The sequence below is a fragment of the Cupriavidus sp. KK10 genome (assembly GCF_018223725.1).
GTDB lineage: Bacteria > Pseudomonadota > Gammaproteobacteria > Burkholderiales > Burkholderiaceae > Cupriavidus > Cupriavidus necator.
In genome coordinates this window covers 6,516,188-6,542,688 of record NZ_CP073677.1, presented here as the reverse complement: position 1 = coordinate 6,542,688, position 26,501 = coordinate 6,516,188, and the positions used below count along the sequence as shown (strand labels likewise).

Here is a 26,501-nt window from a genome sequence, read left to right as displayed (position 1 = left end):
CCGCGCAATTCTCCGATACCGCCGCCGCGCCTGGCTAACGCCGGCGCGGCGCTGGTTCGGACGGAGAGGAAAGTATGGCCGGAACGAAAGAGATTCGAACCAAGATTAAGAGCGTGCAGAACACGCGCAAGATCACCAAGGCGATGGAGATGGTCGCCGCATCCAAGATGCGCAAGGCGCAGGAACGGATGCGCAATGCCCGTCCCTATGCCGAGAAAGTGCGTAACATCGCGGCGCACCTGGCTTCGGCCAACCCCGAGTTCAAGCACCCGTTCATGCAGGAGCGCGAAGTCAAGCGCGTCGGCATGATCGTGGTCACGACCGACAAGGGGCTGTGCGGCGGTCTGAACACGAACGTGCTGCGTGCGGTGACCAACGAGCTGAAGAGCCTGCAGGGTCGCGGCGTGGCTGTGCAAGCCACTGCCATCGGCAGCAAGGGCATGCAGTTCCTGAGCCGCATCGGCGCCAAGGTGGCCTCGAATGTGGTGCAGCTCGGCGACACCCCGCACCTGGAAAAGCTGATCGGCGCGATCAAGGTCCAGCTCGATGCATTCACCAATGGTGAAGTCGATGCGGTGTACATCGCGTACACCAAGTTCATCAACACGATGAAGCAGGAACCGATGGTTGAGCAACTGCTGCCGCTCGCCGCCGACAAGCTGTTGCAGACGGAAGAAGAGAAGCGCGCCTACTCGTGGGACTACATCTACGAGCCTGACGCGCAGACCGTGGTGGAAGAGCTGCTGGTTCGCTACGTCGAGGCGCTGGTGTACCAGGCCGTGGCCGAGAACATGGCGTCCGAACAGTCGGCGCGCATGGTGGCTATGAAGGCGGCATCCGACAATGCCAAGAACGTGATCGGCGAACTGCAGCTGGACTACAACAAGACCCGGCAGGCAGCGATCACCAAGGAATTGTCAGAGATCGTCAGCGGTGCGGCAGCGGTCTGAAGCGTTAAGAATTCAAGCTATCGGAGATACGAAATGAGTATCGGAAATATTGTGCAGTGCATCGGCGCCGTGGTGGACATCGAGTTCCCACGCGACGCGATGCCGAGGGTGTACGACGCGCTGGTGCTGGAAGACAGCGGCGAAACGTCGTTCGCCGAAAAGGGCCTGACGTTCGAAGTCCAGCAGCAGCTGGGTGACGGCGTGGTCCGTACCATTGCCCTCGGTTCGTCGGACGGCCTGCGCCGCGGCATGCCGGTGAAGAGCACCGGCGCGCCGATCTCGGTGCCGGTGGGTCAAGGCACGCTGGGCCGCATTATGGATGTCCTGGGTCGCCCCATCGACGAAGCTGGCCCGATCGCTTCCGACGAGCGGCGCGCGATTCATCAGAAGGCGCCGAAGTTCGACGAACTGTCGCCTTCCACCGACCTGCTCGAAACCGGCATCAAGGTGATCGACCTGATTTGCCCGTTCGCCAAGGGCGGCAAGGTGGGTCTGTTTGGTGGCGCAGGCGTGGGCAAGACCGTCAACATGATGGAGCTCATCAACAACATCGCCAAGCAGCACAGCGGTCTGTCGGTGTTCGCCGGCGTGGGCGAGCGTACCCGTGAAGGGAACGACTTCTACCACGAAATGAAGGACTCGAACGTGCTCGACAAGGTGGCCATGGTGTTCGGCCAGATGAACGAGCCGCCGGGCAACCGTCTGCGCGTGGCACTTTCCGGCCTGACCATGGCCGAGAAGTTCCGCGACGAGGGCCGTGACATCCTGTTCTTCGTCGACAACATCTACCGCTACACGCTGGCTGGTACCGAAGTGTCGGCACTGCTGGGCCGTATGCCTTCCGCCGTGGGCTACCAGCCGACGCTGGCTGAAGAAATGGGCAAGCTGCAGGAGCGTATTACGTCGACCAAGACTGGCTCGATTACGTCGATCCAGGCCGTCTACGTGCCTGCGGATGACTTGACCGACCCGTCGCCGGCTACCACCTTCCTGCACCTGGACTCGACCCTGGTGCTGTCGCGTGACATTGCCGCTCTCGGTATCTACCCCGCAGTGGACCCGCTCGACTCGACCTCGCGTCAGATGGACCCGCAAGTGGTTGGCCAGGAGCACTACAACGTTGCGCGCGCCGTACAGCAGACCCTGCAGCGCTACAAGGAACTGCGCGACATCATCGCGATTCTGGGCATGGACGAACTGTCGCCGGAAGACAAGATGGCCGTGAACCGCGCTCGTAAGATCCAGCGTTTCCTGTCGCAGCCGTTCCACGTGGCCGAAGTGTTCACGGGTTCGCCGGGCAAGTACGTGCCGCTGAAGGAAACCATCCGTGGTTTCAAGATGCTGGTGGATGGCGAGTGCGATCACCTGCCCGAGCAGGCGTTCTACATGGTCGGCTCGATCGACGAAGCCTTCGAAAAGGCCAAGAAGCTCCAGTAAGCGGCGTCTTTCGCCTTCATGCGTCGTTGCGGCTGCCTTGCCGTAGTTAATCTACTGTCTGCGGCGGCCGCGCCTGGCACGAAGGCGAAATACTTGCTTCCCGGAAACGGGAAGCCAAAGCTTTCAGGAGAAAGGATCTGATATGGCAACCATTCTTGTAGACGTCGTCAGCGCGGAAACGTCGATCTTCTCCGGCCAGGCGAAGTTCGTGGCGCTGCCGGGCGAGTCGGGTGAACTGGGCATTCTGCCGGGTCACACGCCGCTGATCACGCGCATCCAGCCGGGTGCGGTGCGGATCGAGAAGGAAGACGGCAGCGAAGAGTTCGTGTTCGTTGCCGGCGGCATTCTCGAAGTCCAGCCCAAGCACGTCACCGTGCTGGCCGACACCGCTATCCGCGGTGGCGACCTGGACGAAGCCAAGGCGCGGGAAGCCAAGCGTGCTGCCGAAGAGCTGATGCAGAACCAGAGCAGCGATCTGGATCTGGCGCGCGCTCAGAGTGAGCTCGCCGTGGCGGCTGCCCAACTGGCTGCCATCGCCCGCCTGCGTCGTAAGAAGTAAGCAATTAGTCGGTTGTCGCGCTGTTGTTTTTCTGGCGCGACAATGAAAAAAGGCAGCCGATGGCTGCCTTTTTTTTGGGCGTGGCGATATGCTTTTGTCCTGCCTGGACAAAAAAAAGCGCGCGGGCCGGGGAGGCTCCGCGCGGACGGGAAAATCCCTTCGAGGGGTCAATTCGAAGGAACGGGTTCGGTCCAGGCCGACAATCAAGGCGCAACGGATATCCAATATCCGACCAGAGGCCGCAAAGGCCACGCGCTGCAACGGTCTACCTGGTGCTCCGGTCCAGCGGCGATCTGCTGGATCGGAAAATCGGTTATTGCTTCAAAAAGGCTTTCTTCACCACACCCCTTTAAGTCTGAACAGCCTTATTCACTGGGGCGCCACACGCCGCGGACAGCGGGTGTGTCAATGCATTGTGGGGGAAACTCCCCGGCATGGCAGTAACAAAATGTATCGTTTTGCAAGAAGTTGAAAGCCCGAGGTGCCAGGATCTGGCGTGTTCGGCATATTTTCACGCGTTCACGTCACGTTAACCGCAGAAAGGTGTCGTTGCATTATCTTTAATGACGCGATTTACGTGTTCGCTCCCCCACCAATCTCTGCGTGACAATTCCGGTTACGATTCAGGACGCCTGAGGCCTTCGCGTTGTTTTTGCATGTCCGCGGGCCCGCCCTTGTCCACCCGGAGACGCGATGCGCCCTGAGATGCAGCAAGCCATACAAGCCATGCTGGCGATGAAGACCGTGGCCGTGGTCGGCCTGTCCGACCGCCCGGAGCGTCCCAGCCATGAGGTAGCGGAATTCCTGCAGGACCACGGCTTCCGGATCGTGCCGGTCAATCCGCGTCATGCCGGCGAACGCATTTTGGGCGAGACCTGCCACGCCACGCTGCGCGAAGCCGCCGACGCTGCCGCGGCAGCAGGCAGCCCCATCGCGTGGGTCGACATCTTCCGCCGTGCCGAGGAAACGCCCGGCGTGGTCGATGAGGCCATCGCCGTTGGCGCACAGGGTGTCTGGCTGCAGTTGGGCATCGTCAACGACCAGGCAGTGCGCCGCGCTTCCGATGCCGGCCTGCTGGCGGTGCAGGATTGCTGCAGCAAGGTCGAGCTGACGCACCAGCTCGGGCTGGACTGATTCCCGTCAGGCACCGCTTCTACTTTCCGCTTTCCCTTCAGCCGCCAACCATGGCCATCGATCCGCAACTGCTTGCCTATTACCGCCGCCTGGCGGAGCGTTACGCCAATGCGCCCGCGCCGGCCGACATTCCCGCGCAGCGGGCCCGTTTCGCCGAGATCGCGGCGGCGTCGCTGTTGCCGGATCCGCCAGGCATCACGGTGCAGGACCTGGAGCTTGCGCTCGCTGGCCGCACGCTGGGCGCCAGGCTGTTCCGCCCGGCCGGCAAGACCGCGCCGCGGCTGGTGGTCTACTTCCACGGTGGCGGCTGGGTGATCGGCTCGGCGCAGACGCACCATACGGTTGCCGCCTTGCTGGCGGCCGACACGGGCTGCGCGGTGGCCAGCGTCGACTACCGCCTCGCCCCCGAGCACGCGTTCCCTGCTCCCTGCGACGATGCTGCCGAGGCCGTGCAGTGGTTCACCGCTCAACGCCAGGCACTCGGGCTGGCGACCGACTTCCTGGCCGTGGCGGGTGACAGCGCCGGCGGCCACCTGGCGGCGCAGGCAGCGCAGCAACTCAACAGCGGCGGCGCGGCGCGGGTCGATGCGCAGCTGCTGATCTATCCCGTGACGGCGCCGGTGCTCAGCACCGAAAGCTACCGCGCCTTTGCCGACGGTCCTGGCCTGACGCGTGACGAGATGGCCTGGTTCTGGGCCCAGTTCATCGGCGCCGAGGCCCTGGCGCAGGGCGCCGCCCATCCCGACCCCCGTGTGCACCTGATGGCCGCGCCGCCGGTGCGCCCGCCTGCCACCGTGCTGATGGTGGCCGCGCATGATGTGCTGCGCGACGACGGCTTGGCCTATGCCGACTTCCTGGTGCGCCACGACGCCCCGGTGATTACCATCGAGGCCGGCGGCATGACCCACGGTTTCGCGCGGCTGCAGCCCGATGCCGAACGCGCGCGCGAATGGATGCGGCGTGCCGCAGCGGCCTTCGCCGGGATGATCGACGACGTCTGAGCGGCATCCGCCCGCAGCCATCCCTTAGAATGGCGGTCTTACGAGGATGACCATGACCGCACTGCAGAACGATACCTTCCTGCGCGCGCTGCGCCGCCAGCCGACCGAATACACGCCGCTATGGCTGATGCGCCAGGCGGGCCGCTACCTGCCCGAGTACAACGCCACGCGGGCCCGCGCCGGCAGCTTTCTCGGGCTGGCCAAGAACCCGGCCTACGCCACGGAAGTGACACTGCAGCCGCTGGACCGCTATCCGCTGGACGCGGCGATTCTCTTTTCCGACATCCTGACCGTGCCCGACGCGATGGGCCTGGGCCTGTCGTTCGCGCAGGGCGAGGGCCCGCGCTTTGCGCATCCGCTGCGCACCGAAGCCGACGTGCAGAAACTGGCGGTGCCGGACATGGCGTCGCTGCAGTACGTCTTTGACGCGGTGAGCGAGATCCGCCGCGCACTGGTCCAGGACGGCCGCCAGCGCGTGCCGCTGATCGGCTTTTCCGGCAGCCCCTGGACGCTGGCGTGCTACATGGTTGAAGGTGGCGGCTCGGACGACTTCCGCACGGTCAAGGCGATGATGTACGGCCGCCCGGACCTGATGCACCGCATTCTCGAGATCAACGCCCAGGCGGTGACGGCATACCTGAATGCCCAGATCGAAGCCGGCGCACAGGCCGTGATGATTTTCGACACCTGGGGCGGGGCGCTCGCCGATGGCATGTACCAGGCGTTCTCGCTGGCCTATATGCGCCGGGTGCTGGCCGGCCTGAAGCGCGAACACGATGGGCAGCAGGTGCCCGCGATCGTCTTTACCAAGGGCGGCGGCCTGTGGCTCGAGGCGCTGGCTGACACCGGCGCCGACGCGATCGGGCTGGACTGGACCGTCAACCTGGCCGAAGCGCGCCGGCGCACCGGCGGGCGCGTGGCGCTGCAGGGCAATATCGACCCGACCGTGCTGTTCGCCCCCGAGGCCGCGATCCGCGAGCAGGTGCGCGGCGTGTTGGACAGCTATGCCGCCGCCGGGGGCAGTGATGGTCACGTATTCAACCTGGGCCACGGCATTTCGCAGTTCACGCCGCCGGAGAACGTCTCGGTGCTGGTGGATGAAGTGCATCGCCACAGCCGCAAGCTGCGCGCTGAGCAGAAGTGACGGTGACAGTATGCGGTCGGCCTGGCTGCTGCTGCGGCGCCCCGCGCTGCAGCGCGCCGGCGCGCCAGCGTACCCAGTGCTGCGGGAGCCGCGCCGCCGGACCCTGTCAAGTTAACTTTTTCGCCAGCATTCGCCAAAAAGGTGCTCGGGCTTGACTGGCGGCACTTGACTTATGCACACCGATAGGTTTGCCGCAGTGCGGGACAGGGTTTTTCCCTAACCTATCCGGGGGATGTTTGCAAGCCTTTGATTTTTAAGGCTTTGGAAGAATTGCAAAGGAAGGCCCGATGCCGGTGGATCCCTTGTTTCTCGGGGCTTTCCGGTCAGCCAGTGCGACTTTTCAACAAAGTTATCCACAGGGGCGGTGGAATAAGTGGAAAACCAGTCATCTATCATCGACTTAGGGCCACATTTGAAGTTTTACTTTAAGTTGATGTTGCGCCGCACACTAGATTTACACCCTCATTACGCCTGCCGCCCGTTGCACAAAGGTTGCGCAAAGGCGGTGCACCAGGAAGGGCCGCATGGCGCCAATTAGCGGCGCGCTCCCACTGATCGAGGGCAGCACGGCGGAGGGCGCCGTGATGCCGTCCGCCGCCGCCCAGCCGGTCATCCGGGTCGCGCTGGACACCCCCGCCGACGACTGCTTCGACTATCTCGCCACGCCCGAGGTCGCCCCGGGTGACCTGGTGGTGGTGCCGTTCGGCCGCCGCAGCATGGTCGGCGTGGCGGTGGCGTACGCCAACCACTCCGATGTGCCCGCCGACCGGCTGCGCCCGGTGGCGCAGCGCCTGGACTGGATGGCGCCGCTACAGCCCGACTGGATCGAGCTGGCCGCCTTTGCCGCGCGCTACTACCAGCGCCGCCTGGGCGAAGTGATGCTGCCGGCCTTGCCGCCGGCCTTGCGTGAGGCCGAGAGCTGGTCAGGCCTGGCCCAGCGTGCCCGCACCGACGAATACCGCCTGTTGCCTAGGCATGCAGAGGCCTTGCTGGCTGCCGTGCCGCCACGCGCACGCAGCGTGCGCGCCCTGGCGCAGGCGCTGGCCGAGCGCGCCGCCGCGGCCGAGCCGCTGACGCTGGCCGACGCCCGCGTGCTGTGCGCAGCGGCACCGGCGCGGCTGGCCGAATGGCAGGCCGCCGGCTGGGTCGACGCCAGCCGCACCGCGCGCACCCTGCTGCCGACAGGCCCCGCCCAGCCGCCATCGGCCGCGCCGCCGCTGCACGACGAGCAGCGCGCCGCGGTGCAGGCCATTGCCGAGGCCGAAGGCTTTGCGCCGTTCCTGCTGCACGGGGTGACCGGCAGCGGCAAGACCGAGGTCTACCTGCATGCGATGCAGGCGGTGCTCGAACGCGACACCCAGGCCCAGGTGCTGATGCTGGTGCCCGAAATCAACCTGACCCCGCAGTTGCAGGCTCGCATCGCGGCGCGCTTCCCGCACCTGCCGCTGGCGGTGCTGCACAGCGGCCTGGCCGACCAGGAGCGCAGCCTGCAGTGGCTGGCCGCCCACCGCGGCGAGGCCCGCATCGTGCTGGGCACGCGCATGGCGGTGATGGCGTCGCTGCCGGCGCTGGCGCTGATCGTGGTCGACGAGGAACACGACACCTCCTACAAGCAGCAGGAAGGGCTGCGCTACTCCGCGCGCGACCTGGCGGTGTGGCGCGCCAAGCAGCGCGGCATTGCCGTGGTGCTGGGTTCGGCCACGCCGTCGATGGAGACCTGGTGGCGGGCCGGGCAGGGCACTTACCGCAAGCTGGTGCTGCGCGAGCGCGCCCAGGCCGAAGCGACCCTGCCGACGGTGCGCCTGGTCGACCTGAACCACGAGCGCCAGCGCCAGCGCACGCTGTTCGAAGGCTTGTCGGTGCCGCTGCTGGAAGCCATCGACGCGCGCCTGGCGCGCGGCGAGCAGAGCCTGCTGTTCCTGAACCGCCGCGGCTACGCGCCGGTGATTGCCTGCGACAGCTGCGGCTGGCTGTCGGGCTGCCCGCGCTGCTCGGCGTACCTGGTGCTGCACCGCCCAGAGCGGCGCCTGCGCTGCCACCACTGTGGCCTGGAGGCGCCGGTGCCGCATCACTGCCCGGACTGCGGCAATGTCGACATCGCGCCGCTGGGGCGCGGTACGCAGCGTATCGAAGAGGCATTGGCGGCGCGCTTCCCGCAGGCCCGCATCGCCCGCATCGACGCAGATTCCACGCGCCGCAAGGGCAGCGCGCAGGCCATGTTCGATGAAGTCCATGCCGGCGAAGTCGACATCCTGGTGGGCACGCAGATGGTGGCCAAGGGGCACGACTTCCAGCGCGTGACCCTGGTCGGCATCGTCCATCCGGACGCGGCCATGTTCAGCCACGACTTCCGCGCCGCCGAGCACCTGTTCGCCTCGCTGATGCAGGTGGCCGGGCGGGCAGGGCGGGCCGGCCTGCCGGGCGAGGTGCTGATCCAGACGCGCTACCCGGACACCCCGGCATTGCAGGCGCTGACGCGCCACGACTATGATGGATTCGCGGCCAGCCAGTTGCGCGAGCGGCGCCAGGCCGGGTTGCCCCCGTTCTGCTACCAGGTGCTGGTGACCGCCGAGCACAGCCAGCTGGAACGGGCGCTGCATTTCCTGGAAGTGGCGCGCCGGCATGCCGATACCTGCGCGCTGGCGGCCGAGGTGCAACTGCACGACCCGGTGCCGATGTCGATGGTGCGCATCTTCAACCGGGAACGTGCGCAGATGCTGGTGGAGGCCACCTCGCGGCCTGTGCTGCAACGCTTTGTGGCTGAGTGGGTACAGACTTTCGCAGATGTAGGGACGGAGGCAAAAGGGGTGCGCTGGCAGCTTGAAATCGATCCGTTGCGGATCTGAGCCGGCCAGCGTGGCAAAAAAAGGTGCAACCCTGGCATTAGGGTTTTCGATAGGGTTGCACTAGGTTGCACCTTGGTGATTTTCGGGAGTAAGATCGCGCCAGCTCACAGGCTGCGGCCGGTCGCGCGCCCGTGCCTGCCGGCATGGACGAGGTAGCACCGGCGGCGGCTCCAGTCTTTCGGAGAATTGCCCGCATGGCCACCACCACTCTCGGCGTCAAGCTCGACGACGCCTCGCGCGACCGCCTCAAGCGCGTTGCCCAATCCATCGACCGCACGCCGCACTGGCTGATCAAGCAGGCCATCTTCACCTACCTCGAGCAGATCGAGCGCGGCCACCTGCCGCACGAGACCGGCGCCGCCGGTAGCGCCGACGCGGATGGCGCCGACGGAGCTGAGCTGGTCCATGGCGATGCGCCGCAGCCGTTCCTGGAGTTCGCCCAAAGCATCCAGCCGCAATCGGTGCTGCGTGCCGCCATTACCTCTGCCTATCGTCGTCCGGAAACTGATTGCGTGCCGGTGCTGCTGGAGCAGGCCCGCCTGCCGCTGCAGCAAGCCGAGGCCGCCATCAAGATGGCCAAGACCCTGGCCACGCGGCTGCGCGAGCAGAAGGTCGGCACCGGTCGCGAGGGCCTGGTGCAGGGCCTGATCCAGGAATTCTCGCTGTCGTCGCAGGAAGGCGTGGCGCTGATGTGCCTGGCCGAGGCCCTGCTGCGCATTCCCGACAAGGCCACCCGCGACGCGCTGATCCGCGACAAGATCAGCGGTGCCAACTGGCAGTCGCACCTGGGCCAGAGCCCGTCGCTGTTCGTCAACGCCGCCACCTGGGGCCTGCTGCTGACCGGCAAGCTGGTCGCCACGCATACCGAATCGGGCCTGACCAAGGCGCTCACGCGCATCATCGGCAAGGGCGGCGAGCCGCTGATCCGTAAGGGCGTGGACATGGCCATGCGCCTGATGGGCGAGCAGTTCGTCACCGGCGAGACCATCTCCGAGGCGCTGGCCAACGCGCGCAAGTACGAGGCCGAAGGCTTCCGCTACTCCTACGACATGCTGGGCGAGGCCGCCATGACCGAGGCCGACGCGCAGCGCTACCTGGCCTCTTACGAGCAGGCCATCCACGCCATCGGCCAGGCCTCGCGCGGGCGCGGCATCTATGAAGGCCCGGGCATCTCGATCAAGCTGTCGGCGCTGCACCCGCGCTACAGCCGCGCGCAGCATGAGCGCGTGGTGGGCGAGCTGTACGAGCGCCTGAAGTCGCTGACGCTGCTGGCGCGCCAGTACGACATCGGCATTAATATCGACGCCGAGGAAGCAGACCGCCTCGAGATCTCGCTGGACCTGCTGGAACGCCTGTGCTTCGAGCCCGAGCTGGCCGGCTGGAACGGCATCGGCTTCGTGGTGCAGGGCTACCAGAAGCGCTGCCCGTTCGTGATCGACTACCTGATCGACCTGGCCCGCCGCAGCCGCCACCGCCTGATGATCCGCCTGGTCAAGGGCGCGTACTGGGACAGCGAGATCAAGCGCGGCCAGGTCGACGGCCTGGAGGGATACCCGGTCTACACGCGCAAGGTCTACACCGACGTGTCGTACATCGCCTGCGCGCGCAAGCTGCTGTCGGTGCCGGACGCGATCTACCCGCAGTTCGCCACGCACAATGCGCATACGCTGTCGGCCATCTACCAGATCGCCGGCCATAGCTACTACCCCGGCCAGTATGAGTTCCAGTGCCTGCACGGCATGGGCGAGCCGCTGTACGACCAGGTGGTTGGCGCCACCGCGGACGGCAAGTTCAACCGCCCGTGCCGCATCTACGCGCCGGTCGGCACGCATGAGACGCTGCTGGCGTACCTGGTGCGCCGCCTGCTGGAGAACGGCGCCAATACCTCGTTCGTGAACCGCATCGCCGACGACACCATCTCGCTGGACGAGCTGGTGGCCGACCCGGTCGCCGTGGTCGAGGCGATGCACCGCGACGAAGGCGTGCTGGGCCTGCCGCACCCGCGCATCCCGTCGCCGCGCACGCTGTACGGCAAGAGCCGTCCCAACTCGGCCGGCATCGATCTCGCGAATGAGCACCGGCTGGCCTCGCTGTCGTCGGCGCTGCTCGCCGGCACCAGCGAACGCGCCGTGGCCGAGCCGCTGCTGGGCGCCGAGGTGCCGCGCGCTGCCGACGCCATCACCGCGCCGGTGCTGAACCCGGCGGACCACCGCGACGTGGTCGGCCATGTCACCGAGGCCAGCCAGGTCGACGTCGACGCCGCGCTGCAGGCCGCCGTCAATGCCGCGCCGATCTGGCAGGCGACGCCGCCGGACGTGCGCGCGGCCGCGCTGGAACGCGCCGCCGATCTGATGGAAGCCCAGATGCAGTCGCTGATGGGCATCATCATGCGTGAGGCCGGCAAGACCTTCTCCAATGCCATCGCCGAAGTGCGCGAAGCCGTGGACTTCCTGCGCTACTACGCTGCCGAGGTGCGCCGCAGCTTCGACAATGAGACCCACCGCCCGTTGGGCCCGGTGGTCTGCATCAGCCCGTGGAATTTCCCGCTGGCGATCTTTACCGGCCAGGTGGCCGCGGCGCTGGCCGCCGGCAACCCGGTGCTGGCCAAGCCCGCTGAGCAGACCCCGCTGATCGCCGCCACCGCGGTGCGCCTGCTGCGCGAAGCCGGCGTGCCGGCCGGCGCGGTGCAGCTGCTGCCGGGCCGCGGCGAGACCGTTGGCGCCGCGCTGGTGGGCGATGCCCGCGTCAAGGGTGTGATGTTCACCGGCTCGACCGAAGTCGCGCGCATCCTGCAACGCAACGTCGCCGGCCGCCTGGACGCCGCCGGCCGCCCGATCCCGCTGATCGCGGAGACCGGCGGGCAGAACGCGATGATCGTCGACTCGTCGGCGCTGGCTGAACAGGTGGTGGGCGATGTCCTCAGCTCCGCTTTCGATTCGGCCGGCCAGCGCTGCTCGGCACTGCGCGTGCTGTGCCTGCAGGAAGACGTGGCCGACCGCGTGCTGGAAATGCTCAAGGGCGCCATGCAGGAACTGAACATGGCCAACCCGGACCGGCTGTCGACCGACGTCGGCCCGGTGATCGACGAAGAAGCGCGCGGCAATATCGTGCGCCATGTCGACGCCATGCGCGCCAAGGGCCGCCGTGTCCACCAGGCCGACCCCAACGCCGCGCAGGGCGCCAGCTGCCGCAACGGCACCTTCGTGCCGCCGACGCTGATTGAACTGGACAGCATCGAGGAACTCAAGCGCGAGGTGTTCGGCCCGGTGCTGCACGTGGTGCGCTTCCCGCGCGCGACGCTGGACACCATGGTCAGCCAGATCAATGCCACCGGCTACGGCCTGACGCTGGGCATCCATACCCGCATCGACGAGACCATCTCGCATATCGTCAGCCGTGCCCATGTGGGCAACCTGTATGTCAACCGCAATATCGTCGGTGCCGTGGTGGGCGTGCAGCCCTTTGGCGGCGAAGGCCTGTCGGGCACCGGCCCCAAGGCGGGCGGCCCGCTGTACCTGCACCGCCTGCTGTCGGTCTGCCCGCAGGATGCGGTGGTACGCAGCGTGCGCGCGTCGGAAGCAGGCGGCGGCGAGGCGGCCACGCTGCGCGACGAGGCCGCAGCGGCCTTCCAGGCCTGGGCCGCGGCCGAGCTGCCGGCGGTAGCCGCCGCCTGCGAGCGCCTGGCCGCGGCATCGCCCTCGGGCCTGACCGTGACGCTGCCCGGCCCCACCGGCGAGCGCAACACCTACACCCTGCTGCCGCGCGAGCGCGTGCTGTGCCTGGCCACGCAAGAGGCCGACCTGGCCCTGCAGCTGGGTGCCGTGCTGACCGTCGGCGCCGACGCCGTATGGCCGGAAAACCCTGTCAGCCGGGGGCTGTTTGCGCGCCTGCCTAAGGGCGTACAATCGCGCGTCCGCATGGTGGCCGACTGGACCGCGGCGGACATCGCTATCGATGCGGTGCTGCACCACGGCGACTCCGACCAGCTGCGCACGGTGTGCGAACAGGTGGCAGTGCGCCCCGGTCCGATCATCGGCGTGCAGGGCCTGGCGCAAGGTGAACCGAATATCGCGCTCGACCGTTTGCTGATCGAGCGCTCGCTCTCGGTCAACACCGCGGCCGCGGGCGGCAATGCCAGTTTGATGACGATCGGCTGAGGCAACCCTCGGACGTCGTCATGTCGAAGCGCGCAGCGGTGGCGGCGATCCCGCCCCGTTGCGCACAGGAAGCAAGGCGCGGCACTGCCAGGCCGCGCCAATATAACTGCCGGCAACGGCACCACATCGGCACCATTTGGGACCCAAGGAGATCTGATGAACTCGACATTCCACAAGACGGCAATGACCGTTGCCCTGACCCTGGCTGGCCTGACCGCCGCCTCGGCCGCGTTCGCGCAGGCCCAGGAAATCAAGCTGGGCTTTGCCGGCCCGATGACTGGCGGCCAGGCGCAGTACGGCAAGGACATGCAGAACGGCATCGTCCTCGCGATCGAGGACATGAACGCCACCAAGCCCAAGATCGGCGGCAAGGAAGTCAAGTTCGTGCTGGTCTCCGAAGACGACCAGGCCGACCCGAAGACCGGTTCGGTGGTGGCGCAGAAGCTGGTGGATAACGGCATCCAGGGCATGCTCGGCCACTTCAACTCGGGCACCACCATCCCGGCGTCGATGGTCTATAACCGCGCCGGCATCCCGCAGATCGCCATGGCGACCGCGCCGGAATACACCAAGCAGGGCTTCAAGACCACCTTCCGCATGATGACCTCCGACACCCAGCAGGGTTCGGTGATCGGCGCCTTCGTGGTGAAGAAGCTGGGCGCGAAGAACATCGCTATCGTCGATGACCGCACCGCCTACGGCCAGGGCCTGGCCGACGAGTTCGAGAAGGCCGCCAAGGCCGCCGGCGGCAAGATCGTGCGCCGCGAGTTCACCAACGACAAGGCGGTGGACTTCAAGGCCGTGCTGACCAACATCAAGCGCAGCAACCCGGACATCATCTTCTACGGTGGCGCCGAGACCCAGTCCGCGCCGATGGCCAAGCAGGTCAAGGAACTGGGCATGAAGGCCCCGCTGGTGTCGGGCGAAATGTCCAAGACCGACAACTTCCTGAAGCTCGCCGGCCCGGCTGCAGAAGGCACCGTGGTGTCGCTGGCCGGCCTGCCGCTGGACCAGATGCCTGGCGGCTCCACGTATGAGAAGAAGTACGAGAAGCGCTTCGGCTCGAAGGTGCAGACCTACTCGCCGTACGCCTATGACGGCGCCACCGCGATGATGTTCGCCATGGTCAAGGCCGGGTCGACCGATCCGGTGCGTTACCTGCCGGTGCTGGCCGCTACCAATATGCAGGGCGTGACCACCAAGATGCTGGCGTATGACGCGCGTGGCGACCTGAAGGATGGTGGTATCACTGTCTATAAGGTGGTGGGCGGCAAGTGGACGGTGTTGGAGACGGTTGGCGGGAAGTAAACTGCTGGCTGTTGTTGCTGGTTATGGGAGACGCCGCCTTTTGGGTGGCGTTTTTCCTTTTGGGGGGATGGCGCCATGGCGCCAAGCCCCCAAACAATTCCGTATCTCCCCCGTTGGCGCATAATCCCGCACTCGCACATTTTTTCAATCCATAGGAGCAGTACGTGTCCGAGCAGGAAGCCAGCTACGACCACGCCATCGGGCTAGCCAACCAGGGGCGCTTCACCGAAGCCCTGCAGATTGCCGACCAGCTGTCGCAGGCCCGCCCCGAGGTGGTTGATTTCGTCACGCTGCGGGCGCGGCTGCACTTTGACAACGGTGACGCCAACGCCGCGCTGGCGGTGCTGGACGAGGCGCTGGCGCGGCTTGACACGCAGCCGCTGCAGCCGCCGCACCGCTGGGCCTCGCGCGGGGTGATCGCGCACCGCTACGGCGCCATGCTGATGAGCCTGGGCCGCGATGCCGAGGCGCTCCCGTGGCTGCATGAGGCCGCGCAACGCAGCGGCCTGCTGACGGGCGAATGGGCCGCGCATTTCCACGCCGGCCTGGCTGCCCTGCGCATGGGCGACATGGCCGCCGCGGCGCGTTACTGGCATGACCTGATGGTCCGCAATCCCGACCTGGGCGCCGACGACATCGCACCGCTGGTGACGGACTACATCGCCCGGGCCGAGGCCGCCGGCGTGCCGGTGGAGCCGCTGATGCGCGTCTGCCTGGGCCGCGTGGCGCTGGACAACCCGCATCTGCTGGAGCTCGATCCCGCCGCCGGTGACACCGTGGCCGCCGACCAGGCCGCCCGTGTGCTGGCCGAGCACCCTGACCACCCCGAGGCGCGCCGCCTGCGTGCACCGCTGCGCCACGGCGTGGGCGACGTCCAGGGGGCACTGGACGACCTGGCGGTCTACCTGCGCCAGGTACCCGACCCGCAGAGCCAGGTACGCGAACTGGCCTGGCGCCACCAACTGGCGCAGCGCGCCGACAGCACCCAGCCGGCCGATCGCGAGCCGTGGCTGCGCTTCACGCTGACTGACCAGTCCGACGACGGTGCCGGCTACTACCGCGCCGCCATGGCGCTGGGCGAGTTCATCGACGAGGTGCCGGCCGCCGAGGCCGCGCTGCGGCCGGTGCTGGTGCAGGCCGGCCGTGCCGGCGTGGCGCGCTTCGACCAGTACTTCGCCACCGGCCAGGGCGATGCCGCGGGGCACGGCGGCAATGCCGACCCGCATGTCTATTCGCTGCTGTGCCGGCTGTTGTCGCGCAGCCTGCCGGCCGACGCCGCGCACGTGGACGAGCGCATCGCGCTGCACCAGCAGGGCATGGCCGCCAGCGAGTTCATCGACCACTGGATCGACCTGCTCGACTGCCACGCCGACGCGGGCCAGCACCAGAAGGTGGCCGAGCTGGCCGGCGAGGTGCTCAACCGCTACCCGCTGGAGCGCAATCCGGCCGACGTGACCTGGGCCTTCAGCCGCATGATCGCGGCCTGGAAAGCCATGGGCGGCTCCGAGCCGACCGAGGCCGCGCGCGCCGCGATGATGCATATGGATGCCCGACTGGATGCGCTGCCGGTGGAAGCCCGCAGCGAGGCCGCGCACCCGATGGCGCATGCGCGTGCGCACTTTGCCGCGCTGCTGCAGGCGCAGGTGGCCGGCATGGACGAGCACGACCGCACCGATGCCCTGGCCGAGATCGAGGCCCAGCAGCGCCGCGCGCTGCTGGTGGAGGACGCCTGGCTGTACAACCGCTTCGGCCAGGTCTGGCGCGACGTGGGCGAGCCCGAGCGCGCGCTGCCGCTGTTCGAGCAGGCCGTGGCGCTGACCGAGGGCGATCCGCTGGACCAGGCCGGCCCGCGCGTGCAGCGCGGACTGGTCCACAACGCAGCGCGGCGCCACGATGCCGCGCTGGCCGACTTTGTCGCCGCCTTCGCCGTGCGTGACGACTGGGATGCCGAGGTGTACCTGCGTGCCGTGCAGTCGGCGCTTGGACTGGACCAGCGTGAAACCGCGCTGGGGTATTTCGAGAAGGCCCGTGCCCGCAGTGCCGCGCAGGGCTCGACGCGCACTTTATATGCACAGGTGGAAGCCGCGCTGAAGGCAACCCGGCCGATGTGGAAAGTCTGGGGCGTCTGAAACGTCGCTCCGGACCCGCGAACGGTCTGACTATGTAAAGGATGTAAAAAACGCCATCTGTAAATGGCGTTTTTTACGCGCAGATGACAGAAGTTGTGCGCGTGTTTTGTGCGGTGTCGGACAATCACTGACATGGATTGTGAAGTGCTTACATTACCATGTCGCCATGAATGGACTGAGCCAACTTTTTCCAAGCCTCCCGCTCGCGCCCGGCGGCCTGTTCTGGGTCGGGCTGGCGCTGGTCGGCGCCGGCCTGGCCGGTGAGCTGAGCCGGCGCTGGCTGCGCTGCCCGCGCATCGTCGGGTATGCCGCGGCGGGGCTTTGCGCCGGCATGCTGGGGCGCAGCATCGTCGACGAGAACATGATCAACCAGACCCGTATCCTGATCGATATGGCGCTGGCGCTGGCCTTGTTCGAACTCGGGCATCGCCTCTCGCTGACCTGGCTGCGCGCCAACCGCTGGCTGCTGCTGACCAGTGCCTTTGAAAGCCTGCTGACCTGGGGCCTGGTGGCGGCGGTGCTGCAATGGATTGGCGCCTCGCCCGGCGTGGCGATCCTGGCCGGCGGCATCGCGGTCAGCACCTCGCCCACCATCGTGCTGCAGCTCAAGAATGAGTTGCGCGCCGACGGCCAGGTCACTGAGCGCCTGATGGCGATGGCTGCGCTCAACAGCATCTACGCCGCCGCCATCGTGCAGGTCGCCACCGGCTGGCTGCATTCGGAATACGGCAACCTGGGCGCGGCGCTGCTGCATCCGCTGTACCTGCTGGTGGGCTCGTGCCTGCTGGCATGGGTGGTGGGCAAGCTCGGCCATGCCATCTATGACCGCATGTCGGCCGACGATCACTACAGCTTCCTGGTGCTGGTGGGCCTGGTTCTGTTCACGCTGGCGCTGACCCGGGTACTAAAATTGTCGATGCCGCTGACGCTGATGCTGGCTGGTGTCGTGTTCAAGCACCAGGACAACCAGCCGCATGTATGGCCGCCGCATTTCGGCAGCGCGGGCAGCCTGCTGATCATCGTCATGGTGGTGTCGCTGGGCTTGCCGCTGACGGCACAGGACTGGGCCGTGGGCGGCGTCTACGCCATCGCGCTGGTGGTGCTGCGCCATGTGGCCAAGCTGGCGGGAGTGGTGTCGCTGGGCTCGTTCTCGGGCCTGAGCCTGCGCCAGTGCATGGCCCTGGGGCTGGCGCTGGCGCCGATGTCGGGCCTGGCATTCCTGCTGATGCATGACGTGGCGCGCCTCTACCCCGGTACCGGCCAGCCACTGGCGGCCATCATCCTATGCGCGCTGGCCATCGAACAACTTTTCGGTCCGGTGATCGCGGCCTGGGCGCTGCGCTACGCAGGCGAAGTCCGCGTCGACATCCGGGCCAATGGAGGAGGGCGCTGATGTCGCTCGAACCGTTCAAGCACTCAGAAGCGCTGACTTTCGGCGTGGAGCTGGAACTGCAGCTCGTCAACCGGCATGACTATGACCTGGCGCCATTCGCGCCCGACCTGCTGCGCGCGCTCAAGGGCGCCGAGCATGCCGGCGACATCAAGCCGGAGATCAGCCCGTCCATGATCGAGATCAGCACGGGGATCTGCCACAGCTACCAGCAGGCGCTGGAAGAACTGACCGTGATGCGCGACCTGATGGTGGCGGCCTCGCGCTCGCTGAACCTGGGCATTGCCGGCGGCGGCACCCACCCGTTCCAGCAGTGGGCCGACCGTACCATCTCGGATTCGCCGCGCTACCAGTACATCTCCGAGCTGTACGGCTACCTGGCCAAGCAGTTCACCGTGTTCGGCCAGCATGTGCATATCGGCTGCCCCAGCGCCGACGAATCGCTGTTCCTGCTGCACGCCATCGGCCGCTATGTGCCGCACTTTGTGGCGCTGGCGGCATCCTCGCCCTATGTGCAGGGCGTGGATACCGGCTTTGCCTCGGCGCGGCTGAATTCGGTCGCGGCCTTCCCGATGAGCGGGCGTGCGCCGTTCCTGCTGACGTGGGACGCCTTCACCGCGTATTTCGAGAAAATGCGCAATACCGGCGTGATCGAGAGCATGAAGGACTTCTACTGGGATATCCGGCCCAAGCCGGAGTTCGGCACCATCGAGGTCCGCGTGATGGACACGCCGCTGACGGTGCAGCGCGCCTGCGATATCGCCGCCTATATCCAGATGCTGGCGCGTTACCTGCTGCTGTCGCGTCCCTTCATGCCGCAGGAAGACGATTACCTGGTGTACACCTTCAACCGCTTCCAGGCCTGCCGTTTCGGGCTGGAGGGGGAGTACGTGCATCCCAACGAACTGACGCGAATGCCGATCGCCGACCATATCCTGTCGATCTGCGACGCGCTGGTGCCGCACGCCGAGGCACTCGGCTCGCTGGAGGCGCTCGCCAATATCCGCGCGCTGGCCGAGCGCCGCGACGGCGATGCCGAGTGGCTGCGCCAGGTCGATGCCGATGCGCGCAGCCAGCGTGAAACGGTGCGCAAGGCGTGTGACCGGTGGGCTGCCTGAGCCTGCGCCGGGCTGCCCCCTGTCTTATTTGACGCTGTAGCCGCGCCCCTGCATGCAGGCGCCCCAAGCCTGGTAGTACGAGCCCATCGCCTGGCTGGTATTGGCCGCCGCCTGCTGGTTGGCCGCGTTCGCCTGGCGGCGCGACTGCCGGTGCGCCACGCCGCCCCCCACCGTACCCGCTGCAGCGCCGACCGCCGCACCCTTGCCGGCATCGCCTGCCATCGCGCCCACCACAGCACCCGCCGCGGCGCCGCCCGCGGCACCCCGTACCCGCTGGCCGCTCTGTGCCTGGGCCGGCGGTGGGGCGTTGGCGGCCTGTGCCGGATCCACGCCGGTCTGCTGCTTGGCCCAGCTGTAGCAGGCGCCGTCGTCGCTGGCCTGCTGTTGCTGGCTCTGGCCCTTGGCCGGATAGGCCATAGGCTTGTTCTGCGCCATGGCCTGGGCCGGGATCAGCGCCGGGGTCAGCGCGATGGCCGCCGCCAGTACGCCGAGGCCACGGTACAGCTTGCGATGCGGGCATTGCTTCATGATGATCTTCCCCCACGGGTGTCGGCTACGCGGCGCTGGATGCACCGACCGGTGCGCAAGTGGCGAGCCGTTCTGTGAAGGCCAGTATTTGCGGCCCGCAGGGGTATGTCAAATCAGCGTTTTGACGGCCTGATGTTATTTGTTTGTGGTGGGTGGCGGGGACAGCAGGAACGCGACCGCTTCCTGCCACCAGGCCGTGTCGACATGCCCGGTCCAGTCGTTATGCCCGGCGCCGCCGATCACCGCCAGCCGCCGGGGTTCGCCCAGCGACGCATAGAGCGCCTGGCCGAAGCGTGCCGGTACGATGGTGTCGCGTTCCGCGACCGCGACCATCACCGGGCGGCCGAAGCCTTCCAGGCTGGCCGCGCTGTCGTAGCGGTCGCGCAGCACCCAGCCGGCCGGTAGCCAGGGATAGTGATGCGAGGCTATATGCGCAAGCTTGTCCCACGGCGTGATCAGCAGCACGCCGGCGACGCTCTCGCGCTGGCGCGCCGCGGCCGCTGCGGCCACGCCCGCGCCCAGCGACTCGCCGATCAGCAGCAGCGGGCCGCCGAACTGGCGCCGGGCCAGCGCGATGGATTGTTCCGCGTCTGCCACGAAGCTGCGCTCACCCAGCGTGCCGGTGCGAGGGCCGTAGGCCGGGTACTCGGCCAGGATCACGCGAAGGCCCAGCTTCGTCAGCGCGCTGGCGTAGTAGTCGCGATGCCCGGCGTGCCCGGCATTGCCATGAAAGACCATGGCGGTGGCGCGCGCCGGGCCGGCCGGCTCCGCGACCAGTCCGCGAAAGTCCTGTGGCCCCGGCCAGGCGCGCAGCCCGGGCGAGACCATGTCATCGACCGACGCCTTGTCCGGGAAGTAGAGGAAGTGATCCTGCAGCATGCTGATTCCGGCAAGCAGGACTAGTCCCGCGCCGAGCCAGCGCAGCACCCCGCGACGGACCGATCCAGTCCGCGGCGACACCAGCCGCGCTGGCGCCGGTGCCGGGACGATGGCAGGCATGGCAACGCGCTCAGGCGCCGGCGAACACCGGTTCGCAGCGCACCTCGGTCCTGACCGAGTTGGCGATAAAGCAGGCGTCATGCGCGGCGTGGTGCAGGGCATCGAGCTCTTCACGCGTGGGCTCGCGCTCGCCGCCAAACGTCACCTGCGGGCGCAGCGTTACCACGGTCATCGCCATCTGCCCGTCGGCGTTCCTTGCCATCACACCAGTGGCCGCATCGAGGTAGCGGTCGACGACGAAGCGCTGCTTCGCCGCCAGCGACAGGAACCACAGCATGTGGCAGCTGGACAGCGAGGCAATGAACATCTCCTCGGGATCGACCGCGCTCGCATCCGACATCGGCAATGGCACCACATGGGGCGACGACGATCCCGGGACTTCCGCGCCGCCGTCAAAGCGCAGCACATGCCTGCGGCTGTAGCGGTTGCCGGCGAAATCCTGCCCGTCGCGTTGCCACAGGACCTCTGCGGTGTATGTGGACATGCAAAGACTCCTAGCGTTAGGAAAACCTCAGGCGCCGTGCGGCACGCTTTCGCCGTCGCGCAGGCCCAGGCGCTGGTTGGCCGGCACGGCGACATCGATCAGCTTCGGGCGCGGCAGGTTCAGGTTGCGCATCATCTCGATGAACTCTTCGCGCGTGCGGCCGGCGACGCGGCTGTTGTGGGCGCGCTCCTGGCCGATGGTGGACGAGGTGCGGCCCTTGTAGTCGTGGGCCGGGTAGACCTGCGTGTCGTCGGGCAGCGCAAACAGCTTTCTGGTCAGGCTGTCGTAGAGCGTGCCGGCGTCGCCCGACTGGAAGTCGGTGCGGCCGCAGCCGTCGATCAGCAGGGCATCACCGGTGAAGACGCGGCGTACGATGCCGTCGGGCGTAGGCTCTTCCCACAGGTAGCTCATGCTGCCGGCGGTATGCCCTGGCGTATGGATGGCGCGCAGCACCTGCTTGCCGAAGGCGACAGTGTCGCCGTCGATCAGCTGCTTCTGGGCGGGCTTGATATCGCAGCCGGACGGCGCCGCCGTGTGCGCGCCGGTCTGCAGCGCAAGGTGGCCTGCCGAGGTGATGTGGTCGGCATGGGCGTGGGTCTCGACGACCCACGCGAGGTGCGCGCCGGTGTCTTGCAGCAGCGCCATGTCGCGTTCGAGCTGGTGGTCGACCGGGTCGATCAGCAGCGCGTCCCCCGTGGCGGCATCGATCAGCAGGTAGGTGAAGGTGGACGAGGTTTCGTCGAACAACTGGTGGAAGGTCTGCATGGCGGTCCTCTTCTTTTGCCATCGGGGAACGCCGCCATGATACGCCGCGCCATGCCGTTGGGCACTAGCAGCAGGGGTTGTCAGCACTCCACGATATTCACCGCCAACCCACCCCGCGCCGTCTCCTTGTACTTCGTCTTCATGTCGGCCCCGGTCTCGCGCATGGTCTTGATGACCGAATCGAGCGAGACATAGTGGGTGCCGTCGCCGCGCAGCGCCATGCGTGCCGCATTGACCGCCTTGACCGAGGCCATCGCGTTGCGCTCGATGCATGGGATCTGCACCAGTCCGCCAACGGGGTCGCAGGTAAGGCCGAGATTGTGCTCCATGCCGATCTCGGCAGCGTTCTCGACCTGCGCCGGGCTGCCGCCCTGTACCGCCGCCAGCGCGCCGGCGGCCATCGAGCAGGCCACGCCGACTTCGCCCTGGCAGCCGACCTCGGCGCCGGAGATCGACGCATTGAGCTTGTACAGCAGCCCGATCGCACCCGCGGTCAGCAGGAAGTCGACCACGCCTTGCTTGTTGGCGCCCGGCACGAAGCGGTCGTAGTAGTGCAGCACCGCGGGGATGATGCCGGCCGCGCCGTTGGTAGGTGCCGTGACCACGCGCCCGCCGGCGGCGTTCTCTTCATTGACGGCAATGGCGTACAGGTTGACCCAGTCCATCACTGAGAGCGGGTCCGACAGCGTGCGCTCGGCGCGCTCGGTCAGGCTGCGGAACAGCTCGGGCGCACGGCGCTTGACCCTGAACGGCCCCGGCAGCTCGCCGTCGGTGCGGCAGCCGCGCGCGACGCACGCCTGCATCACGTCCCAGATATGCAGCAGGCCGCTGGTGACTTCCGCCTCGCTGCGCCAGGTCAGCTCGTTCTCCATCATCAGCCGCGCGATGCTCTTGCCGCTGGCGCTGGCCATCTCGAGCATGTCCTTGCCGCTGCGGAACGGGTGCGGCAGCTGCTGCGCGGCATTGAGCACCTGTGTATTGGGTGCGCCCGCGGTCACGACGAAGCCGCCGCCGACCGACAGGTAGCGCGCCTCGCGCAGCGATGCACCGCTGGCGTCGAAGGCATGGAACTTCATGCCGTTGGGATGCTCGGCCATGGCCTCGCGCCGGTAGAAGGCGATGTGCTCCTTCTCGACGAAGGGCACAATATGCTTGCCCAGCAAGGACAGCTCGCGGCTCGCGCGCAGCGCGGCCAGGCGCGTGTCGATCGTATCGGGGTCGATGGTGTCGGGCGCCTCGCCCATCAGGCCGAGGATCACGCCCTTGTCGGTGCCGTGGCCCTTGCCGGTGGCGCCAAGCGAACCGTACAACTCCACGCGCGCGCTGGCCACCTGCGGCAGCAGGCCATCGCGCTCAAGCCCCTGCGCAAACATCAGGGCCGCGCGCATCGGGCCCACGGTATGCGAGCTCGACGGGCCGATACCCACCTTGAACAGATCGAAAACGCTGACTGCCACGGGAAGTCTCCAGGATGTCGATGGCCCGCGCAGGGCTCTTGTCGTTTTGCAGCCTTCGCTCAGAACGGGCGCCGCACGGCGCGGCGCCCTTCATATCGAGCATAGCGCTTTGGCGGGCGCCCAGTGCCGCGGGCGGCCCGTCTGAAGCTCAGTCGACCACGTAGTCGCTGACCGGCACGCAGGCGCAGAACAGGTTGCGGTCGCCGTACACGTTGTCGGCACGGCCGACCGGGGGCCAGTACTTCTGCGTGCGCAGCGATGCCACCGGGTACGCGGCTTCCTCGCGCGTGTACTTGTGGGTCCACTCATCGGCGGTCACGACCGCGGCGGTGTGCGGCGCGTGCTTGAGCGGGTTGTCGTCGCGGTCGAAGGTGCCGTCGGCAACGCGGCCGATTTCCTGGCGGATCGCGATCATCGCGTCGATAAAGCGGTCCAGCTCGTGCAGTGCCTCGCTCTCGGTCGGCTCGATCATCAGCGTGCCCGGCACCGGGAAGCTCATGGTCGGGGCGTGGAAGCCGTAGTCCATCAGGCGCTTGGCCACGTCTTCATTGCTGATGCCGGTGTCCTTCTGCAGCGGGCGCAGGTCCAGGATGCACTCGTGCGCGACCAGGTCGTGCTGGCCGGTGTACAGCACCGGGTAGTACGGCGCCAGGCGCTTGGCCACGTAGTTGGCCGCCAGGATTGCGTTCTCGGTGGCGGCGGTGAGGCCGGCCGAACCCATCATTGCGATATACATCCACGAGATCGGCAGGATGCTGGCCGAGCCGAACGGCGCCGCCGACACGCCGCCGATGCCGCGGTCGTCACGGCGGTAGCCGACGCTGTCCTGGTTGGGCAGGAAGTCCGCCAGGTGCGCACCGACCGCGACCGGGCCCACGCCCGGGCCGCCGCCGCCGTGCGGGATGCAAAAAGTCTTGTGCAGGTTCAGGTGGGAGACGTCGCCGCCGAACTGGCCCGGCGCGGCGGTGCCGACCATCGCGTTCATGTTGGCGCCGTCGACATAAACCTGGCCGCCGTGCTGGTGCACGATCTCGCAGATCTGCTGCACGCCCTGCTCGAACACGCCGTGCGTCGACGGGTAGGTGATCATGATAGCCGCCAGGTTCTTGCTGTGCTGCTCGGCCTTCTTCGCCAGGTCCTGCAGGTCGACGTTGCCGTCCTCATCGCAGGCCACCACCACCACCTTCATGCCGGCCATCTGCGCCGACGCCGGGTTGGTGCCGTGCGCCGACGACGGGATCAGGCAGATGTCGCGATGGCTCTCGCCGCGGCTGGCGTGGTAGGCGTGGATGATCAGCAGGCCCGCGTACTCGCCCTGCGAGCCGGCGTTGGGCTGCAGGCTGACCGCGGCGTAGCCGGTGGCGGCACACAGCATGGCCTCGAGCTGGTCGATCATCTCGCGGTAGCCCACGGTCTGGTCCAGAGGCGCGAACGGGTGGATCTGGCTGAACTCGGGCCACGTCACCGGGATCATCTCGCTGGTGGCGTTCAGCTTCATCGTGCACGAGCCCAGCGGGATCATGGTGCGGTCCAGCGCCAGGTCCTTGTCGGCCAGCATGCGCAGGTAGCGCAGCATCTCGTGCTCGGCGTGGTGCGTGTTGAAGACCGGGTGGGTCAGGTATTCGCTGGCGCGTGCCAGTGCCGCCGGGAAGGCGTCCTGCGCGACGGCCTCGAGCTTGTCGAAGTCCAGTTCGGCGGGCAGCGGCTTGCCTTGCGTGAACACTTCCCACAGCGCGACCACGTCGGCGCGGCTGGCGGTCTCGTCCAGCGAGATGCCGACGCGCGTGGCGCTGATATGGCGCAGGTTGATGCCGCGCGCGGTGGCCGCGGCATGGATCGCATCGGTGTTGAAGCCGGTTTCCAGCGTCAGCGTGTCAAAGAAGCTGGCGTTGGTGCGCGCGAAGCCCAGCGCCTGCAGGCCGGCGGCCAGCGTCGCGGTCAGGCGGTGCACGCGCTGCGCGATGCGCTTCAGGCCCTGCGGGCCGTGGTAGACGGCATACATCGAGGCCATCACGGCCAGCAGCACCTGCGCGGTACAGATGTTCGAGGTGGCCTTCTCGCGGCGGATATGCTGCTCGCGCGTCTGCAGGGCCAGGCGATAGGCCTTGTTGCCCTGCGCATCGATGGTCACGCCCACCAGGCGGCCCGGCATCGAGCGCTTGAAGGCGTCCTTCACCGCCATATAGCCGGCGTGCGGGCCGCCGAAGCCCAGCGGCACGCCGAAGCGCTGCGAGTTGCCCACGGCCACGTCGGCACCCCATTCGCCGGGTGCGGCGATCAGCGTCAGCGCCAGCAGGTCGGCGGCAGCCACCACCAGGCCGCCGGCCGCGTGCACGGCATCGGCGATGGCGCCGTAGTCGTTGACGTCGCCGTTCACGCCCGGGTACTGCAGCAGCACGCCGAAGGCGTTGGCCGCGGCGGCCTCGGCGGCGGGGCCGACCTTGACCTCGATGCCCATCGGCAGCGCGCGCGTGCGTACCACTTCCAGCGTCTGCGGCAGCACGTCGTCGGCCACGTAGAAGGTGTTCGAGTCGTGCTTGTTCACGCGCTGCAGCAGTGTCATGGCTTCGGCCGCGGCAGTGCCTTCATCCAGCATCGACGCATTGGCGATGTCCAGGCCGGTCAGGTCGGTGACCATCTGCTGGAAGTTCAGCATCGCTTCCAGGCGGCCCTGCGAGATTTCCGGCTGGTAAGGCGTGTAGGCGGTGTACCAGGCCGGGTTCTCGAAGATATTGCGCAGGATGACGCCGGGCGTGACGGTGTTGTAGTAGCCCTGGCCGATAAAGCTCTTCAGCACCTTGTTCCTGCCTGCCAGGCCGCGCAGCTTTGCCAGCGCGGCTTCCTCGCTCAGCGGCTCGGTGAACTCGCCCATCGGCATGCCGTCGCGGCGGCGGATAGCGGCGGGGATGACGGCGTCGATCAGCGCGGCGCGGTTGTCATAGCCGAGCACCTTCAGCATGTGCTGCTGTTCGGGAGTATCGGGGCCGATATGGCGGGCGGCGAAGGCGTCGCGCGCCTCCAGTTCGGCCAGCGTGGGCCGGGTTACTTGGGCGGCGTTCATGGGAAGCGGGGCGTTCATTGGCAAGAACCTCGTG

At 67.3% G+C, this 26,501-nt stretch carries 18 protein-coding genes; 12 read left to right on the top strand and 6 right to left on the bottom strand.

The genetic code is table 11. The features are described from left to right. The first annotated feature begins 74 nt into the window (after positions 1-74). The 12 genes from atpG (at position 75) to KB879_RS30495 (ending at position 19,173) form a co-directional block, all read left to right on the top strand. Positions 75-950, top strand: coding sequence for a F0F1 ATP synthase subunit gamma (gene atpG, locus KB879_RS30550; RefSeq protein ID WP_211980425.1), 876 nt, complete (start codon positions 75-77; stop codon positions 948-950). Between the two features lie 33 nt (positions 951-983). Beyond that, positions 984-2,387, top strand: coding sequence for a F0F1 ATP synthase subunit beta (gene atpD, locus KB879_RS30545; RefSeq protein WP_211980424.1), 1,404 nt, complete (start codon positions 984-986; stop codon positions 2,385-2,387). 142 nt (positions 2,388-2,529) lie between these two features. Continuing rightward, a complete protein-coding gene (locus tag KB879_RS30540; RefSeq protein WP_013958383.1) occupies positions 2,530-2,946 on the top strand; it encodes a F0F1 ATP synthase subunit epsilon in 417 nt (138 codons plus the stop codon). A 693-nt stretch (positions 2,947-3,639) separates the two neighbouring features. Beyond that, positions 3,640-4,080: a CoA-binding protein gene (locus tag KB879_RS30535; protein ID WP_013958382.1), complete on the top strand. Its 441-nt coding sequence runs from the start codon at positions 3,640-3,642 to the stop codon at positions 4,078-4,080. A gap of 50 nt (positions 4,081-4,130) precedes the next feature. Beyond that, the gene (locus tag KB879_RS30530) at positions 4,131-5,081 is read left to right on the top strand and encodes an alpha/beta hydrolase (RefSeq protein WP_211980423.1); all 951 of its coding nucleotides are present in this window, start codon (positions 4,131-4,133) and stop codon (positions 5,079-5,081) included. A 52-nt stretch (positions 5,082-5,133) separates the two neighbouring features. Continuing rightward, positions 5,134-6,225: a uroporphyrinogen decarboxylase gene (hemE, locus tag KB879_RS30525; RefSeq protein WP_211980422.1), complete on the top strand. Its 1,092-nt coding sequence runs from the start codon at positions 5,134-5,136 to the stop codon at positions 6,223-6,225. Positions 6,226-6,749: 524 nt separating this feature from the next. Beyond that, positions 6,750-9,071 (top strand): primosomal protein N', encoded by a 2,322-nt coding sequence (locus KB879_RS30520; RefSeq protein ID WP_249221212.1) that lies wholly within the window; start codon positions 6,750-6,752, stop codon positions 9,069-9,071. Positions 9,072-9,265: 194 nt separating this feature from the next. Further along, a complete protein-coding gene (gene putA / locus KB879_RS30515) occupies positions 9,266-13,228 on the top strand; it encodes a trifunctional transcriptional regulator/proline dehydrogenase/L-glutamate gamma-semialdehyde dehydrogenase (protein ID WP_211980421.1) in 3,963 nt (1,320 codons plus the stop codon). A 156-nt stretch (positions 13,229-13,384) separates the two neighbouring features. Continuing rightward, positions 13,385-14,536: a branched-chain amino acid ABC transporter substrate-binding protein gene (locus KB879_RS30510; RefSeq protein ID WP_211980420.1), complete on the top strand. Its 1,152-nt coding sequence runs from the start codon at positions 13,385-13,387 to the stop codon at positions 14,534-14,536. Between the two features lie 164 nt (positions 14,537-14,700). Further along, positions 14,701-16,665 carry a tetratricopeptide repeat protein gene (locus tag KB879_RS30505; protein WP_211980419.1) on the top strand — a complete coding sequence of 655 codons (1,965 nt, stop codon included), beginning with the start codon at positions 14,701-14,703 and terminating at the stop codon, positions 16,663-16,665. 166 nt (positions 16,666-16,831) lie between these two features. Beyond that, positions 16,832-18,058, top strand: coding sequence for a cation:proton antiporter (locus KB879_RS30500; RefSeq protein WP_013958375.1), 1,227 nt, complete (start codon positions 16,832-16,834; stop codon positions 18,056-18,058). Next, positions 18,058-19,173, top strand: a complete 1,116-nt coding sequence (locus KB879_RS30495; protein ID WP_013958374.1) for a YbdK family carboxylate-amine ligase — start codon at positions 18,058-18,060, stop codon at positions 19,171-19,173. The genes KB879_RS30500 and KB879_RS30495 overlap by 1 nt, the downstream gene beginning before the upstream one ends. Positions 19,174-19,197: 24 nt before the next feature. Here the strand turns inward: KB879_RS30495 and KB879_RS30490 are convergent, their stop codons facing one another. The 6 genes from KB879_RS30490 to gcvP all read right to left on the bottom strand — a co-directional run bounded on the left by KB879_RS30490 (position 19,198) and on the right by gcvP (position 26,485). After that, a complete protein-coding gene (locus KB879_RS30490; RefSeq protein ID WP_010812175.1) occupies positions 19,198-19,701 on the bottom strand; it encodes a YMGG-like glycine zipper-containing protein in 504 nt (167 codons plus the stop codon). A 135-nt stretch (positions 19,702-19,836) separates the two neighbouring features. Further along, on the bottom strand, positions 19,837-20,700 hold the full coding sequence (locus KB879_RS30485; RefSeq protein WP_013958372.1) for an alpha/beta hydrolase: 864 nt from the start codon (positions 20,698-20,700) through the stop codon (positions 19,837-19,839). Between the two features lie 10 nt (positions 20,701-20,710). Then, the gene (locus KB879_RS30480; protein WP_211980418.1) at positions 20,711-21,184 is read right to left on the bottom strand and encodes an OsmC family protein; all 474 of its coding nucleotides are present in this window, start codon (positions 21,182-21,184) and stop codon (positions 20,711-20,713) included. 27 nt (positions 21,185-21,211) lie between these two features. Then, a complete protein-coding gene (locus tag KB879_RS30475) occupies positions 21,212-21,949 on the bottom strand; it encodes an MBL fold metallo-hydrolase (RefSeq protein WP_013958370.1) in 738 nt (245 codons plus the stop codon). A gap of 80 nt (positions 21,950-22,029) precedes the next feature. Then, complete coding sequence (locus tag KB879_RS30470) at positions 22,030-23,406, bottom strand: L-serine ammonia-lyase (protein ID WP_211980417.1); 1,377 nt, start codon at positions 23,404-23,406, stop codon at positions 22,030-22,032. 148 nt (positions 23,407-23,554) lie between these two features. Next, on the bottom strand, positions 23,555-26,485 hold the full coding sequence (gene gcvP, locus KB879_RS30465) for an aminomethyl-transferring glycine dehydrogenase (protein WP_211980416.1): 2,931 nt from the start codon (positions 26,483-26,485) through the stop codon (positions 23,555-23,557). Positions 26,486-26,501: the final 16 nt, after the last annotated feature.

Coding starts and splice junctions, on each gene's coding strand:
- KB879_RS30480 (WP_211980418.1), bottom strand. CDS start 21,184: ATGTCCACATACACCGCAGAGGTCCTGTGGCAACGCGACGGGCAGGAT.
- KB879_RS30485 (WP_013958372.1), bottom strand. CDS start 20,700: ATGCCTGCCATCGTCCCGGCACCGGCGCCAGCGCGGCTGGTGTCGCCG.
- hemE (WP_211980422.1), top strand. CDS start 5,134: ATGACCGCACTGCAGAACGATACCTTCCTGCGCGCGCTGCGCCGCCAG.
- putA (WP_211980421.1), top strand. CDS start 9,266: ATGGCCACCACCACTCTCGGCGTCAAGCTCGACGACGCCTCGCGCGAC.
- KB879_RS30540 (WP_013958383.1), top strand. CDS start 2,530: ATGGCAACCATTCTTGTAGACGTCGTCAGCGCGGAAACGTCGATCTTC.
- KB879_RS30530 (WP_211980423.1), top strand. CDS start 4,131: ATGGCCATCGATCCGCAACTGCTTGCCTATTACCGCCGCCTGGCGGAG.
- KB879_RS30475 (WP_013958370.1), bottom strand. CDS start 21,949: ATGCAGACCTTCCACCAGTTGTTCGACGAAACCTCGTCCACCTTCACC.
- KB879_RS30490 (WP_010812175.1), bottom strand. CDS start 19,701: ATGAAGCAATGCCCGCATCGCAAGCTGTACCGTGGCCTCGGCGTACTG.
- KB879_RS30495 (WP_013958374.1), top strand. CDS start 18,058: ATGTCGCTCGAACCGTTCAAGCACTCAGAAGCGCTGACTTTCGGCGTG.
- atpD (WP_211980424.1), top strand. CDS start 984: ATGAGTATCGGAAATATTGTGCAGTGCATCGGCGCCGTGGTGGACATC.
- KB879_RS30535 (WP_013958382.1), top strand. CDS start 3,640: ATGCGCCCTGAGATGCAGCAAGCCATACAAGCCATGCTGGCGATGAAG.
- atpG (WP_211980425.1), top strand. CDS start 75: ATGGCCGGAACGAAAGAGATTCGAACCAAGATTAAGAGCGTGCAGAAC.
- gcvP (WP_211980416.1), bottom strand. CDS start 26,485: ATGAACGCCCCGCTTCCCATGAACGCCGCCCAAGTAACCCGGCCCACG.
- KB879_RS30520 (WP_249221212.1), top strand. CDS start 6,750: ATGGCGCCAATTAGCGGCGCGCTCCCACTGATCGAGGGCAGCACGGCG.
- KB879_RS30500 (WP_013958375.1), top strand. CDS start 16,832: ATGAATGGACTGAGCCAACTTTTTCCAAGCCTCCCGCTCGCGCCCGGC.
- KB879_RS30510 (WP_211980420.1), top strand. CDS start 13,385: ATGAACTCGACATTCCACAAGACGGCAATGACCGTTGCCCTGACCCTG.